We start from the raw sequence: 14,527 nt of genomic DNA on the forward strand, positions 1-14,527 counted from the left end.
GATAACGCCGGACAGCCGGCAGGTGTGATTCCCGTGTATACGAATGCTGGACACCGGCCTGATGCTCTCCGCGGCGCAGAGCTGCCACCTTCCCACGCAGCACATGGGAACGAGAATGACCGCGTCGGGCCTCACCTTTTACGACACCCTCGAAGGGAGAGGGGTTGGGGTGAGGGCGAAAAAAACAGCGCACGATCGATCACAAACCGCGTCGGTTTTTACGAACGCTTAACTTAATGGCATTGGGTTTCAATGAGGCCGCGGCGATTAGCCGCGGAATACTGAAAGAACCTGGACAGCCACAATACGACAAAGAAAGCTTCAATGAGGCCGCGGCGATTAGCCGCGGAATACCTTAATTACCCCCCAGGAGTAATAAAGAGTAATAAGCTTCAATGAGGCCGCGGCGATTAGCCGCGGAATACGTGAGCTCGGTGTCCAGGTCGGCGCGGGTCAGGCCGCTTCAATGAGGCCGCGGCGATTAGCCGCGGAATACCTGGTAGAAAAGCTCGTCGTGTTGATCCCAGAACAGGCTTCAATGAGGCCGCGGCGATTAGCCGCGGAATACTGCGCAGTCTCGTATAGGGATCCCCAGACGGTGTTGCTTCAATGAGGCCGCGGCGATTAGCCGCGGAATACGAGATCGACATGATAGACGAGAGAGCACCGTATCGCGGCTTCAATGAGGCCGCGGCGATTAGCCGCGGAATACCCGGCCTCCGTGGCCCCCAGCCCGCCGCCGTCGCTGGGGCTTCAATGAGGCCGCGGCGATTAGCCGCGGAATACAGGACCCGCCAAATCAAAGACGACGAGTGGCAAAAAGGCTTCAATGAGGCCGCGGCGATTAGCCGCGGAATACTCGTTGGCACCCTCATTACCCCACCCTAGTCGAGGAGCTTCAATGAGGCCGCGGCGATTAGCCGCGGAATACGTGGGCCTGGAGCTGGTCGGCCGAGATCACGGGAGATGCTTCAATGAGGCCGCGGCGATTAGCCGCGGAATACAGGCCCTGCGGGGTCGAGACCGCGAGCACCCTGCCCGGCTTCAATGAGGCCGCGGCGATTAGCCGCGGAATACAGCCGCTGGATTTCCACCCCAGGGCGCACCCCCTCTACGCTTCAATGAGGCCGCGGCGATTAGCCGCGGAATACTAGGCCCCACCGTTGGCGGCCACGTCCAGGGCCGGCTGCTTCAATGAGGCCGCGGCGATTAGCCGCGGAATACACTGGCGCAGAAGTGCCACGCATCGTCGGCAGGAATGCTTCAATGAGGCCGCGGCGATTAGCCGCGGAATACCCGCCGACAGCCTGTCGGCCCAAAATCAACAAAGAGAGGGCTTCAATGAGGCCGCGGCGATTAGCCGCGGAATACGAGGGGCGCCCAGCCACGATGATCAGCTCCGCGTGCTGCTTCAATGAGGCCGCGGCGATTAGCCGCGGAATACATGATTTTGCCCCCGCGTAAATCAACCGAAACCTTGGGGCTTCAATGAGGCCGCGGCGATTAGCCGCGGAATACACGCTAACCGAGGAGGTTAACGATGGCCGAATCCGAAGCTTCAATGAGGCCGCGGCGATTAGCCGCGGAATACATGGGTATTCGGTGGCTCCGTGCGCGATCGATGTCTGGGCTTCAATGAGGCCGCGGCGATTAGCCGCGGAATACGAGGCCGCGCCGTGACGACCCTGGTCGGCCCGCTCCTGCTTCAATGAGGCCGCGGCGATTAGCCGCGGAATACCCGAATACGCCAGCCCGCCGGACGGCGTGCTGGAGCAGCTTCAATGAGGCCGCGGCGATTAGCCGCGGAATACCGCCCGCGCGGCAGCCCTTTTTTGCCGCGTCTTGCCGGGCCGTTTTCGAAGGCTTGTGGCGAAGCGGTGCGAGCAGGCTTCAGGATACCCAACGAGCCTTCGAATTATAAGCCAATTACCTGATTTTTAAAGAGCGATTTTCTGCGAGCGCTGTCCGGGGTTGCGGGTACTACCGGCGTGCTCGCAGCGGCTCGGCAATGCTATGGGGCCTTGAAGAATCCTATCCTGATGATTTTCCGATACGGCGTCGCACAACGCATTTTTTGAGTGCCGTGCCTGTTCATGGACTCAGCGGGCATGGACCGGATCGGGCATCCTGGCCCCACCAGGTCCACAGGGTCCACCCCATCCACGACGGCTACCCCGAACGGACCAGGGCGGACAGCCTGATCCAGCCAGCTGCCTTGGGTCCTCAAACGATAACCGGCTCGTGCTCGATCGGGGTGAAATCCGCTTTCCCGAGACTGACGACTCGGGGCACCACCTTATCCGCTACCCCGAGGTCAAGCAGCATCACGTGGTCTTCGGAATGATGGATCATGGCGTCGAGCAGGGCAATCAATTCGGCGTGTTGAATAGGGGTCAGCCGGCACTGGAAGACGGAGAGCTGGAGCCATTCGCCGTAGCCTTTCATGAGCTTGAAGATCCGGCGCCAGCGGCCTTGATCCGAGATGTCGTAGGTGACGATGTAGAGCCTTTGGTCCATGAGTTACCTCGGTGTGAAGTTGGGGTAGGCGTCGAGCTCGCCGTGCAGGAAACGTCCGAACAGACGGGCCTGGAGCTCCAGCAGCCGCCGATAGCTGACCCGATACTGGAACAGCGGATGGGTCACTTCATGGCTCATACGCCGCTCGAAGGTACCGATGAACCGCTTGCGGCCGTCGTTGGTGAGATTGACGCTGCCGGCGGCCTGCACGAAGTCGGTGGGCCGAACCTCACCATTGTTGATGGCCTGGAGCACGACCGAATCGGCGATCAGGGGTCGGAACGGCTCCATCAAGTCGAGGGCCAACGCGGGCCGCCCGTATCTGGGCTGGTGGTAGAAGCCGCGGTAGGGGTCGAAGCCGACCGCCGACAGGGTGACGACCCAGGTGCGCACCAGCAGGGTGTAGGCATAGGAGAGCATGGCGTTGACCGGGTCCGTCGGGGGACGGCGGTTGCGGGTCCTGAAGTCGAATCCGAACGCCTCGTTGCGATACTGGTCTCGGATCAGGTAGCGGAAGGAGCCGAAGTAGCGGGAGGCGGCGGAGCCTTCGATCCCGAGCAGGCCCTGGAGGTCTTTGACTCGCTGCAACCGACGGATATCGCCTCGGAGGTCTTCGAGCAGGGCATCCGGGGCGGTGGACCCCTTCCAGTTGCGGCGCAACAGGGTGCGGGCGTTGCGGATCTTGGCCTCCACCAGGCCCTTGGCGAGGCGCAGGCATAGGGCCGGGTCGAAGCTCGCCGTGTACTGCGCGGTGCGCAGCTCTACGTTCTTGTGCCCGGTGCCGATGGTATGCCCCATGAGCCAACCGCCGAAGCTGTGCCAGCTTACGGGGATGTTGCGTCTCATCAGTTCGTGCAGGGCGGGCGTGGTAATGTAGACATTGCCGAAGACGGCGACCTGGGAGACATCGATGAGCCGCACGCTTTGGGCCTTGTCGTCGCCGATATAGATATCCAGGCGCTCACCGCGCTTGCTGATCTTGGCATGGTGGGTCTGGACATAGACCGGCAGGGCGGTGCCCCGATCAACCGTGAGGGGACGTGGTGTCAGCTCGGAGCCGCGGAAAAAGTTGACCTCGTCCGGCAGACAGATACCCACCAGGGAACAGCGGGGACACTTGGGGCTGTCCGCCAACGGCGGTGGAATCTGTCCGCCGGCGGCAATCAGGCGCAGGCCGTCGATGGCATTGTGGGTGGTGCGGCGCAGTTCCTCGTCGAACAGGACGGGCACCCGCTCGCGACTGGCGGCGTAATAGAGCACCCCCTGTTCGCAGCGATAGCCGTGCTCGCTCAGGATCATGCCCTGGACGCAGAGCTGGACACGTTCCGGCTCGTAGGCGCCGCGCGGTACGTGCGGGCGCTTGCCGCGCTTGTAATCGACCGGGGTCACGTGATCGCCCGCGCCCTCGACGAGATCCATCTTGGCGATGAGCCCAAGCCGGTTGGACGACAGGGTGATGGAACGGGCGTGGATAGGTTCCGGCTCCTCTGCCTCCCGCGGTGCGGGCAGCTTGCCTCCGGGCTTGTCCACTCGCCGGTGGATGTAACGCCCCTCCACCGTGTCGCGGGAATCTTCCCATTCCCCTTGTACCCATTCCAGATAGGCCAGGCGCGGGCAATATTGGTACTCATTGACCATGCGCGCCGGCAGCAGCGGCAGGTCCCGGTTGAGCTCCGGGAAAGGCAGGGGGAGCTCGGTCTGCTCCGGGGGGTGGTCTTGGGAGGGGAGGTCTTGGTGCACGTCGTCCATCTTGTGCCGGCTTCCGTAAATCGAATCCTATTCGTCTTCCATTGTGTGCTACATTATGTACCACAATTCGTGTCGTGAGGTCTAGTCTATGGGTGCGATGAGTTTGCGATTGACCGAAGGGTTGGAACAACGCCTGGCGGAGGAGGCCAAGATCGAGCGCAAGCCGCGGTCCGAGTTGGTGCGCGAGGCCTTGCGTGAGTTCCTACACCGGCGCGAGCAGGAAAGGTTCATGGCAGCCATGGTCGCCGAAGCGAAGCAGGCATATGGCGATCCCGAAATCCGACGTGAAGCGACAGCAATCGCTGAAGAATGCTTACCCTTCGACAATGAGTCGTTGGACATTACAGAGGGGCGTCGTCCCGGCGAACCCGGACCGGAAGCATCCGGTGAAAAGTGGTGGAGGTGATGCGCCGGGGAGAAGTTTGGACGGCGAATCTCAATCCTCCGCGCGGACAGGAGATCGGCAAGATCCGGCCAGTCGTCATCATGCAGACCGATAGGCTGGGTGGAGCGCTCACGCCGCTAGTTATCGTGCTGCCGTTGACCACCAAGATTTACCCGACCTTCAAAATCTGGCGGGTGCAGGTGCCGGCACGGGATCGACTGCTCAAGCCCTGTCAGGTGGTAACGGACCAACCCCGGGCCTTGGACCGTGCCCGCATTGGAGATGGACCTTTGACTACCCTTACGCCGGTTGAAATGGCCGCGGTGGAAAAGAGCCTGAAGGCAATATTGGGAATCTCGTGAGGCGACCAGCTTGCATGCCGGAGGAAAACCTGCCCGCGGCTTCAATCGCACGTCGGCGGCGCTCTGAAGGGCTCGTTTCCGGCCAGCTCGTGATCCAGGCGTCCACGGCGCGGTGAACCAGCTCGGACACCGACGCGTGCCCACAGGCCACTCGCCCACGCAGCACTTCAAGCAATCCTGAATTATTCGGCGCTGTTGGGGGACCGGAGGTGTTGCGTTACGCCGCGTTCGAGGCCGTGCCACCCCTAAGCATCTCCCCGCGCGACTAACGCAACCTACACCCCATGCGAGGTCCGCGCGTCCGGGCAGCACGGCGGAACCATGGGTGTAGGTTGCGTTGAGACGCCGGCACGGAGGCTTCGGTGATCAACGGGCCTGTAGGCGTCGAAACGCAACACGTCCGGTCCTTCCGGGCGCGCAAAACCATTCGGAATGGGGCTACTCCCCAACGAACGCTGCGCTCGGGATGATAGAGCTGTCAGGTGCCCGCCGTGATGGCGGGCACAGCCCACCCGACGCCCGGCATACATTTCGTGCCAAAATCGTATCCACACGCAGAACCGTCAGGCGAAGTGCGTAGCGCGTAGGTTGGGGTTCGTCCCTCACCCCAACCTACGCGGGCTTGAGCATTTCCCGTCGAAACCTATGCTTCTCATTCTCGGATTTCTTCCAGCAGTTCCATCAGCACATGCGCAACCGGCCGGATGGTGCCGTCGGAAAGACTCAGGCCATGTTCAGAAACGCCGTCACGCTGAGCCTGCCTTTTCAACTCGTTGAAAGCCCAGCCTCGCAGTTCATCATCCATACCACTTGCAGCCGCTAGCAATCCCGGCACGGACGCCTTTACATTCGGCGTGGAAGTCTCGCGCAACCTTGCGAGGAGACCTGTTCGGGCATCTTCGTCGTTGCGCAGGCGGCGGATGATGGGTGCGGCACAGCGTGAAGAGATTTCCCATACTGTGCCCTTCATGTCTCCGAGGATCCCCTCCATGCGCTCGCAGAACTCCGCGACACCGTACTGATCGGAAATCAGGTAGAACAAGGTTGGATAATGAAGTCGCTGGTTATTCTCTCGATACCAGCGAAGGGCTTCCTCGATCACATCACAGCCCGGCCAACCGGCGCACAAGGCGATCAGTGCAAACTGGTCATCGTATTTGGATGCAAGTACACGCCTCTCAAGCTCGGCTCGGAGGTCCGAATCCTCGCCGAACTGATCGCCGATGATCTCCATCGCCGTCATCGCGTCATGGATACCAGGCAGGGTCATCCTGGACGAGGACGCATCCAGCCTGTGCAGACACAAGGCCTTCAGCAAGCCCGTTCCAGGACGGCGGCGGGCATAAAGCGACAATTCAGCGGCGGAACGCTTCCGGACCCCTTCCGACTCGATGCGCTCGACGATACTTTGTTCCAGCGGGGAGCCATCCTGGACGTGGGGCGCAAGCAACTTAAATTCCGGGCGGCCCTCACGTCCAATGCCTTTCAAGCGATCCCATTCCGGTCCGTTAATCTTCTGCTTCAGTCGATCCCAATGCACCGCAACATGACGGTAAAGAACGGTATAGTCGTTAAGGTATTCGTAAAAGGATACCTTTACCGGCTCATTGTTGGGTGACCACTTCAGATCGAGAAACAGGTCGAGTCTGTCCAGTGTCAACAGGCCCGCAAAGGCGGCCTGTGGCGCGCAGTCACGTGCGGCCCCAACGGTGACCAGCCCCTGTCTCAGGTGATCCAACTGATCTTCACTGTGATGCCCGTGATGGGTCACGGACCCGTAGTAGCCAATTGCGGCGGCCGTGGTTACCGGCGCAGCATAGTCACGCTCGTACTCGGACAAGAGCGAATGGGCGAACTCGTCTTCGGGGACGAGCTTCGACAATCGCTCGACCAGATCTAATCGTAGGGGGGCCGGCAGCGGACTCAGAGCCGCGGCTATCTCCTTGCGCATCTGGGAGTCATCGCCGTACCAGCTCGCCACGGATTCGATACAGCTGTACTCCGGGTCGCGCGCGAGCTCCTTGCGAGCCAGCACTCTCACGCGAGCATCCTGGGGGAAGAACTGCATCAGGGTTTCGAGATTGTAGGTGAGCCAACCTCTAGGGGCATCGAAATCCTGGTCAAGGAGTGTTTCGAGTATCTCATCGTCCGCTTCCGAGATTCCCAACCGGCGCAACCCGGCTGTGACCTGAGTGAATCCGAGCTTGTTCCTCGATTGGCGAGCGAGTTCGAGCAGGCGTTGGCGACACCGTTGCGGATCACCAATAATTTCCGGCAGATGAGCCGCGACGGACAGCGCGCTCGTGTCGTCGGCATGGGCCAAGGACAGCAGGGTCTCGGAAACCTGGGGATCATCCATACCCCAGCCTTCGACCAGCGCATACACGGACCAGTGATGCAGATGTTCCGCGTCATTCACGAGTTCTAACAGCTGATTCCTTGCCTTATCGGTGCGAATCGCCAGTACCGCATAGGCGACTTCGTGCTCGTTATATTGTTGGGTCGGAATCCAGGCCTCGATCGCGGCTTCCAGGCGCGGGGTTGCATTCGGATAGACTTGCGGCAGGAGCTGCATTGCGTCGTGGCCGAGAGCGACCGAAACGTACTTTTTCTGCTCGAATACCGCAGCCAAGCGTTCAATCATCTCCGGGTCGGACGAATACCCGCATAGGAGAACACGGGAAGCGACTTCATGTTCGACCCGCTCGTGATATTCTCTAGATCGTCGTGTCCAAGCATCGAGGCCATCGAGGCAAAAGTCCTTGATCACTGCGTCAGCCGGCCAGCCCGCCACGAGTGCATCCGCCAGCTCATCCCGCCTTTCCCGAGGCAGACCGCTGCCGCCGAGCGCGAGGGCCAGCAGTTCGTCTCGGTCCTGATCGGTTTGCCGGCGCGCGGCGACCAGCGCCCGGAGCGCCACCAGTCTGAGCGACGGGTCGAGTGATTGCCGAGCGTCGGCAACCAGTTGCTCCAGGCCCTCCGACTCGGGCCAACCGAGGGCCAGGGCGTCCAGCGTAGCGGCATGGAGCTCCGGTTCCGCGGGCGTGCACAGGAGCTGCTTAAGTCGTTCCTCGACCTCGGTGTCTCCGCGATAGGCCTCTGCGAGCGCCAAGGCGGCGGCCCGTCGATTACGACCTTCGGTACCATGCAGGCCATGCCAAAGGCACTCGAAGGTCTCCCGGCTCTGCGGCCAGTGGGCCATCGCCTCGTAGATACCGCTGCGGTATCGGTAGCGATCCGGAAACCAGTGGCGGATGCGTTCCTGAACGGTGCCGCGCAGTCTGTCCGACTCCAGACCGTCGACGATAAGCGCCATGAGCTTGCGGCGTTGTGGCATCCAGGTGCCGGTCTCGATCTCGGCAAAGGCATCTTGAGCGAGACGTTTCGCGAGCCTGGGCGGGAGCTGAAAGGGGCCACAGGCGAGTTCGGTCAGAATGCGTTGCCGAACGAAGGCGCTGGTCGGGCCTTCCCGTACTTCTTCGATGGCTTGGACCAGTGCCTCGGTATCCGTTGGTCGGCGAGTCAGAAAGATGGTTGCGAGGATCGCGTCCCGCCAGCGCGGGTCTCGGCCATGCCATTGGATCAACTTGGTTTGTTCGTCGAGGTTCAGGCGCGAGATGTAAGCGGCCGCTAAGAATTCCAGGAACGCCCGGTGCATGAACCCGAAATGTTGGGATGACCTGTGGATCAGCAGGCCGGTCGCATCCGAGCCGATGTCGAGAAATGCCTCGCCGGCGCGTAAGCCTTCCTGTCGGGAGTAGCCAAGCTCCTCCGCCATGTAGTCGACAAGCCTTGTCTTGGCCCGGTCGTCCTCCAGCGCGGCCTGCTCGCCGTGGATCAGCGCCTCGAAGGCCAGGCACGCCAGGGCGTCATCCTGGGCCTCCGGCGACAATCCAGGTTCGCCGCCGCGGTTCAGCGCCGCCGCGCGCCGCTTTGCCGGGTGACTGTGCAGCAGCAGTTCGGTGAGCTTTTGGTAGGCGGCAAAGCGGTTCCTGGGTAGGCGCGCCTGAGACAGGTGCAAAGCGATCAGGCCCCACAGCAGCAGCGGAATCCCGGCCAGGATGGCGAGCTGCATCTGCTGATGGAGCTCCGCGATGAAACCGCGGGCCTGCTCCCGAGCGATCCGGTTATGTTGCCGGTCATCGCGATGCGGTCCCTCGGGGTGGGCCGTCGTGGTACCAACATGCCGAAACCAACGATAGGTCAGCTCCTGCTGCTGGGGTCGAGACAGGGGCGCCAGCTCTGTCACACGCCAGCGGTCATCGAGACCGGAGATCCGCTGATAACCGAGGGGACGGCTGGTGAGAATGGCAGCGACCCGGTTGTTGTCGACGAAACCGCGCAACAGGTCGAGCGCCGTGCGACCTGCCTGCTCATTGGCCCACTCATCCAAGCCGTCGACCAACAAGAGAAGACGCCGATCTCGCAACGCGCGCTCAACCAGGGGCCAAAGCCGCTCAGGCGCATCAAGCTCTTCGAGATAGCGACGCAGTGACGCCTTGAGCTGTCTGGATTCCGGTGCCGACGCAATGCTCTCGGTCCAGAAGGAGAAGGGCAACCAAATAGGCAGGTATCCCGCCCATCGCGCCTGAACGATCGCATTGTTCGGCTTTTCCGCCAAGATCTCCAGGGCCAGGACGCGCAGCAAGGTCGACTTGCCCGAACCCGCCTCGCCGAGGAGGATGCTCCGCTCGTGCCTGGAAATCCAACTGAACGCCGGCGATCTCTGCTCGACGATCTCCGTCCTGGGCACCGGTGGTGCGTTGGCCCGCCGGTCAGACTCGCTGTCTTTCGGCCGGAAGGTGTTGTCATTGCCATCGGGCCTTGCCCCGGTTTGGGTGTTGATCACTCGCGTCGACTCGATCAGGTCGGGCTCGATGTAGCGTTCCCGAAGCGGTAACCCTCGGTGTGACTCGTCCCTGAAGCCGGCGGGCAGGTTGGCTCCCGAATCCCATATCTCGAAGTAGTTTCGATAGAGAGCACCGAGCGACTTGCGGAGTTCCGCGGCCTCTTCGACCGGCAGACGCTCGCGAAGCTGGCGCGCAACATCCTCACCGCAGAACGCGGCGACCCAGGGGCGACCGAAAAAATCGTCGATGATCTCCGGATGCTTCCGAAGACGTCCAGAGAAACCCTGGGCGTCAAGCGGCTGAAACTCGATATTCGACTTCCGCAGACGCCGCGCCTGACGCTCGATTTCGCCCTGAATCTTTGTGTCTTGAAGTGATGCGGCAACACAGAGTACGAAGGTATCGGACTGCTTACGCCATGTACCCTCGCAAAAGGTATCGACGGCTTGCTCGATCTTCTTGGCAGTGAACTCCTTGTAGCGTTTCGACTGCCAGACCTCATATCGCCCGGTCGAGCGCCGCACGTAAAGGTCGATGCCTTCTTGGCCTTGACCCCGGCGACCGTAGAGCTTGGCGTAGCGGGAGTCGCGGCCTTCCGCCGCCACTCGCAGACAAAGCCGCTCGAAGGTCTCCCAACTGAGTTGATCGAAAGGAAGCTCCGCCGGACGTGTGCTCACCGGAGGGTCGGGTTCAGCCGGAGGGTCGGACTCAATCCGATCTGGTGGGCTATACAGATCCGCGGGGATTTCCGGGGGAAAGCCGTTGTCACCGCTCATGAAGAGTTTCCGCGCTCCGGTTGCGCCGCGGTGCCGACCGATGCGATTGGAGGACGGCTAACTGTGGCAAAACGACGGAATCCAGGGACAGGGGCTGAAAATTACTCGCAGGCAATTGTCGGGCACCGTGCTTGGATTATGGATCCGGCGCATCCGACACCTCAGTGTTCCCCATCTGTCACGACAGTCCTTTAGGTCGGTACAATCACGCGAGTGCCGTCTGTGAGCCGGCCAGCACGCCGCGCGAACCTGCGGTCGTCGAAGGTATACAGCGCCATACAATGGGCGCTGCCTTTCAGGTGTAGGGCGTCCGCGAAGTCCATTCCTTCGGCATCTTGGTTCCGCATGGCTACTGCAACATCGAAGCCCGCGAGCCGTCGTTCTCCGGGCAGCTCGCAGCGCAGCAATCCATAGCCGTCTCCGGCCCGCGATGGGGGAACAGCTTTGCACAGCCGGATGCGGATGCTGTCTCCTTCCAGTTCGAAGTCCAGCTTGCTGCCGGGGGCGATGCCGAGTCGGCGTCGGATCGCCGCGGGGATAGCGACTTGGCCCGTATCGGAGACGGTAACAGTCGACATCGGTGACGGCTTCTCTTACTGGTTAAAATTCAGGAGTTTAACCGATGATCCGAAAGGTTGCTCGTCGGCGCCGGAAGCGCTGCAAGCTGGTGCCCTGTGACCGCTCGTGCGAGGTGTGGACCGTACCAAGCGGCTACGCCAACGCAAGAGCATCCTCTTCCTGCACCAAGCTCGGGGTGCGGCCCAACGGCTGCGCCTGAGCGGAGACCAGGATACCTATCTCGATTTCCGCTACCTGAGCTGCACCCTGGGCGAGCTGGCTTACGAGCACCACCGTCACAGCGACAATCTGGTAGTCCGGCTGAACCTGCCCAACATGCAGTATCCCGCGGGGCGCAAGGCCGAGGTCTATGCCCAAGCGGTGCGGGGGCTGACCACTCTAGAACGCGATCCTGATTACCTGACGAGATACAGCGACGTATCGAACAGGCCAGCGAGCGGACCCTGCTGGAGTGGTCCGAGCGGGTCCTTACCGCCAGTCGCCTCGACGAGGTTCTGCATTGAAAGTGGGGCGAAACCTAAATAGGTGACGGGTATAGAATTGGGGTGGTGGTTAATTTTTAAATGATTTGTTGGGCACGCCGCCGTCCCTGGCGGCTTTGCCCAACCTACGAGCTCTGCGGGCAGCTGGGAGAGTCGGTCCCTGTCGCCACGGCCGCTCGCGGCACAGCCGGTGCCCCCTGCCGATACCGCTGGCATGCCTTGCCCTAGGACTTTCAGCTCCATCGGCTGGTCTCCGATAGAGGAGCTGGAGATCGATCTGCTGTTGGTGAACGGTGATGCCTTGATCGAGTCCGGCTATTTCGATCACGTCCCGGTCGATCACGCCCTGCTCGCTCATGACCGCGGAGCGTTCCAGACAATTCTCCAGCTCTCGCACGTTGCCCGGCCAGTCGTGGCGGATCAGCACTCGCAGGGCGCTGTCGGTGATCTTGAGCTTCCGGTCCTGGGCCTTGCCGATCTTGGCGACCAGAAAATGTGGGTGTAGGTTGCGTTAAGACGCCGGTACTGGCCTGGCCGTAGATCAACGAGCCTTCATGCGTCGAACGCAACATGTCCGGTCCCCCAAACAACGCCAAATAACTCAGGATTGCTTTTAACGGAGGGTAATGTCGAGATTGAACACCTTGGGTAGGGACATCATTCATGGCAATGGGATTTTTCAAGGTCCCTTTTATCTCTGCGCCTTTGCGGTTCAAACTGTCCCGAGGTCTTCTTAAATGTCAACAGGATCCGGGACTGAACCGTGCAAATCGAAAGCATCGAAATCAAGAACTACCGGCTCTTCCGCCATACAGCGGTGAGGGACCTGCCACCTATGACTGTGGTCGTGGGGGCCAACGGATCGGGCAAGTCGACGCTGTTCGATGTGTTTACCTTCTCGAACTGAGCATTCCCCGCAAGCTGCGGGCATGGCAGGAGCCGGGGGTGCGGTTCGTGGTCATCCGCTTGCACAGATACCCTCTAATCAGATCGATCCCGACGTTTCGGCCGCCAGCGGCTCAAATGTTTCCTGCCGGCAGGCGCCGAAGCCGGCGGGCCAGGGAGCGGTCAAGCGGCAACGCAGCCGAAACTGTAAGGGCGCATCCGGATTCACCGCGACTACGGTTACCTGAACCTGGTCTTTGCCTATCAGATCCAGGAGCTTGGTAAAGTCCGCGGAATAGAATCTAGGACAATACCCTACGCCCAAGATGGGATCACCCGTCCGCATCAGCATTGCATCATCATCGAACGGGTTTTGGATATCCCGCATCAAATAGAGCCATTCTCCGGGGTCAAGGGTCTCGATCCGCTCTCGACTTGTCGGGGGCATATATCGAATACCATGGCTGAAATACTCGACCGCATAGTGATTGTCCGGGGTCGGCTCGGGAGAGGGGAAAATCTGCAACGAATCCGTTGCCCGTATACCACCGCTGCGCGCTAATTGATCCAGGGCGTCATCCGATCCTTCCAATCCGAGCCAACACAGAAAGTCCCTATATTCCGGGCGTGACTTGGGTAGTAGCCGATTGGCGAACAACGGAAAGAGTTCTTTAGCGACATAGACGTCATGGAGGTTAGTCATGCGGCCGAACGGCACGAAGCGTTCGGCTGCCTCCGCGCCTCTCGTGTAGACAAAATGGTAATCGCCGTCTTCACGGGATAGTCGCCCGACAGGCCACCAGCGACGGGTTTCCGGGTCTTGCCAGGCCACAAAGAGCACGTTCATCGTTATCTCCTCCTCGATACGGCTTCCAGTAATCGACGCTTATTGGCCTCCAACATCCGTAAGGCAAAATCTCTTGCCGGTGTCGTGATCAGGTGTGAGGGCACCTGCACAAAGATGGACTCGAAGTCCGACATGCTCAGGCCGGACAGCACTTTGAGCCAGTAGCAGGCAACCGCCGGACGCATCTTTGCAGCCGCCGTGAAGGCATCCAGGGTGGTCATGGTCCGACGTGCCGTGGGGGTCTCGAAAAACCCGGAGCGCCCGCGTGGCATAGGCTTCAACCGAACCGCCGCGATCCTGAGTCATCAGTCGTTTGAGTCGATTCTCGTCGGTCTCGTTCCGCCCGAGACTCGACGCATGGTCGAAGGTCGGGGCTAACATGACGTGCGAAGGAGATCCACCGCAGCTGATGAAACCCCAATTCTCATCGTGTCGGTCCGAGTTGCCGATCAGGGCATCGAGCACCAGATACCCGACCATCAGATCATCGGCCCGTCCAATGGACGAGGGCGCAGCATATCCAACCGGAAGCTCAACCGGAAATCCAAACGGCGAGTTCGCGCCGAGGGCTAAGAAGACGCGCACCGTGTGTTGCCGGGCTTGGTAAAGCCTTTGATCCTTGTACGCTGGCTTCAGCCTGGACAGGATAGCGTTCGCCGTTACATATTCACAGCCTGCAGGCAGAAAAGACTTGGTGACGACGCCCTCGCGTCCTTGCGAGGTGGCGAACTCATAATGGGCATGAGGAATCTCGAGCAGGGCACAAATCTCGCAGGCAACCTTCTCCGCCCAGTTTTCGCCGGTTCCCGGGCGCCCCTCCTTGAAGAGCAGGGTATCCCCCGCATACCAGAATTTGCGTTTCGTCCCCTGCTGCTCGACCTTCTCCCCGGCGTCATCGGGTATTTGGATAATCGGATAGATCAACGGTCTTTCCGTTCAAGGCAGCAGGTATAATTTTCAGTCGCCACTTTTACGCCATCTTGTCCGCTCCCGCGGACGCAGCTCCTCTGTACTGATAGGCGTTGGCGGTTAGCCTACCGAGGCGTTTAATCGACGCTGGAGCGTCGGGATCTGCTCCCACGCTGGAGCCTGGGG

General features: G+C 60.9%; 10 protein-coding genes, 1 pseudogene and 1 CRISPR repeat array. Of the genes and pseudogenes, 4 read left to right on the top strand and 7 right to left on the bottom strand.

Annotated elements, in window-relative coordinates; all coding sequences use genetic code 11:
• The first annotated feature begins 246 nt into the window (after window positions 1–246).
• A CRISPR array of direct repeats spans window positions 247–1,811; the repeat unit is 36 nt; unit sequence GCTTCAATGAGGCCGCGGCGATTAGCCGCGGAATAC.
• A 412-nt stretch (window positions 1,812–2,223) separates the two neighbouring features.
• Window positions 2,224–2,517: a CRISPR-associated endonuclease Cas2 gene (cas2, locus tag BQ17_RS05680; protein WP_089725087.1), complete on the bottom strand. Its 294-nt coding sequence runs from the start codon at window positions 2,515–2,517 to the stop codon at window positions 2,224–2,226.
• A gap of 3 nt (window positions 2,518–2,520) precedes the next feature.
• A complete protein-coding gene (locus tag BQ17_RS05685; RefSeq protein WP_089725089.1) occupies window positions 2,521–4,266 on the bottom strand; it encodes a CRISPR-associated endonuclease Cas4/Cas1 in 1,746 nt (581 codons plus the stop codon).
• Window positions 4,267–4,363: 97 nt separating this feature from the next.
• Here BQ17_RS05685 and BQ17_RS05690 point away from each other — a divergent pair, with 97 nt between their 5' ends.
• Both BQ17_RS05690 and BQ17_RS05695 read left to right on the top strand, forming a co-directional pair.
• Window positions 4,364–4,672, top strand: a complete 309-nt coding sequence (locus tag BQ17_RS05690) for a ribbon-helix-helix domain-containing protein (protein WP_243448375.1) — start codon at window positions 4,364–4,366, stop codon at window positions 4,670–4,672.
• On the top strand, window positions 4,672–5,013 hold the full coding sequence (locus tag BQ17_RS05695; protein ID WP_176722309.1) for a type II toxin-antitoxin system PemK/MazF family toxin: 342 nt from the start codon (window positions 4,672–4,674) through the stop codon (window positions 5,011–5,013). The genes BQ17_RS05690 and BQ17_RS05695 overlap by 1 nt, the downstream gene beginning before the upstream one ends.
• A 652-nt stretch (window positions 5,014–5,665) precedes the next feature.
• On the opposite strand, the gene BQ17_RS05700 is transcribed toward BQ17_RS05695, so the two are convergent.
• Both BQ17_RS05700 and BQ17_RS05705 read right to left on the bottom strand, forming a co-directional pair.
• Window positions 5,666–10,639, bottom strand: a complete 4,974-nt coding sequence (locus tag BQ17_RS05700) for an NACHT domain-containing protein (RefSeq protein WP_089725096.1) — start codon at window positions 10,637–10,639, stop codon at window positions 5,666–5,668.
• A 191-nt stretch (window positions 10,640–10,830) separates the two neighbouring features.
• Window positions 10,831–11,217 (bottom strand): AbrB/MazE/SpoVT family DNA-binding domain-containing protein, encoded by a 387-nt coding sequence (locus tag BQ17_RS05705; RefSeq protein ID WP_089725098.1) that lies wholly within the window; start codon window positions 11,215–11,217, stop codon window positions 10,831–10,833.
• A 115-nt stretch (window positions 11,218–11,332) separates the two neighbouring features.
• Between BQ17_RS05705 and BQ17_RS05710 the strand changes: the two genes are divergently transcribed.
• The gene (locus BQ17_RS05710) at window positions 11,333–11,743 is read left to right on the top strand and encodes a hypothetical protein (RefSeq protein WP_256091491.1); all 411 of its coding nucleotides are present in this window, start codon (window positions 11,333–11,335) and stop codon (window positions 11,741–11,743) included.
• 261 nt (window positions 11,744–12,004) lie between these two features.
• On the opposite strand, the pseudogene BQ17_RS23705 reads toward BQ17_RS05710, so the two are convergent.
• Window positions 12,005–12,193: pseudogene (locus BQ17_RS23705) on the bottom strand (AAA-type ATPase lid domain-containing protein); the annotation flags it as partial.
• Window positions 12,194–12,463: 270 nt separating this feature from the next.
• On the opposite strand from BQ17_RS23705, the gene BQ17_RS05720 reads away from it, so the two are divergent.
• Window positions 12,464–12,607 (top strand): AAA family ATPase, encoded by a 144-nt coding sequence (locus BQ17_RS05720; RefSeq protein WP_208108591.1) that lies wholly within the window; start codon window positions 12,464–12,466, stop codon window positions 12,605–12,607.
• 78 nt (window positions 12,608–12,685) lie between these two features.
• Here the strand turns inward: BQ17_RS05720 and BQ17_RS05725 are convergent, their stop codons facing one another.
• Together BQ17_RS05725 and BQ17_RS05730 are read right to left on the bottom strand one after the other, a co-directional pair.
• A complete protein-coding gene (locus BQ17_RS05725; RefSeq protein ID WP_089725100.1) occupies window positions 12,686–13,432 on the bottom strand; it encodes an HIRAN domain-containing protein in 747 nt (248 codons plus the stop codon).
• Window positions 13,433–13,471: 39 nt separating this feature from the next.
• Complete coding sequence (locus BQ17_RS05730) at window positions 13,472–14,356, bottom strand: HipA domain-containing protein (protein WP_089725102.1); 885 nt, start codon at window positions 14,354–14,356, stop codon at window positions 13,472–13,474.
• Between the last annotated feature and the right edge of the window lie 171 nt (window positions 14,357–14,527).

Origin of the sequence: Candidatus Thiosymbion oneisti, assembly GCF_900092655.1 — a bacterium.
GTDB lineage: Bacteria > Pseudomonadota > Gammaproteobacteria > Chromatiales > Chromatiaceae > Thiosymbion > Thiosymbion oneisti.

What these genes read in the sequence shown, in the direction of transcription:
- BQ17_RS05690 (WP_243448375.1), top strand. Translation starts at nt 4,364, where the DNA reads ATGAGTTTGCGATTGACCGAAGGGTTGGAACAACGCCTGGCGGAGGAG.
- cas2 (WP_089725087.1), bottom strand. Translation starts at nt 2,517, where the DNA reads ATGGACCAAAGGCTCTACATCGTCACCTACGACATCTCGGATCAAGGC.
- BQ17_RS05705 (WP_089725098.1), bottom strand. Translation starts at nt 11,217, where the DNA reads ATGTCGACTGTTACCGTCTCCGATACGGGCCAAGTCGCTATCCCCGCG.
- BQ17_RS05695 (WP_176722309.1), top strand. Translation starts at nt 4,672, where the DNA reads ATGCGCCGGGGAGAAGTTTGGACGGCGAATCTCAATCCTCCGCGCGGA.
- BQ17_RS05725 (WP_089725100.1), bottom strand. Translation starts at nt 13,432, where the DNA reads ATGAACGTGCTCTTTGTGGCCTGGCAAGACCCGGAAACCCGTCGCTGG.
- BQ17_RS05700 (WP_089725096.1), bottom strand. Translation starts at nt 10,639, where the DNA reads ATGAGCGGTGACAACGGCTTTCCCCCGGAAATCCCCGCGGATCTGTAT.
- BQ17_RS05685 (WP_089725089.1), bottom strand. Translation starts at nt 4,266, where the DNA reads ATGGACGACGTGCACCAAGACCTCCCCTCCCAAGACCACCCCCCGGAG.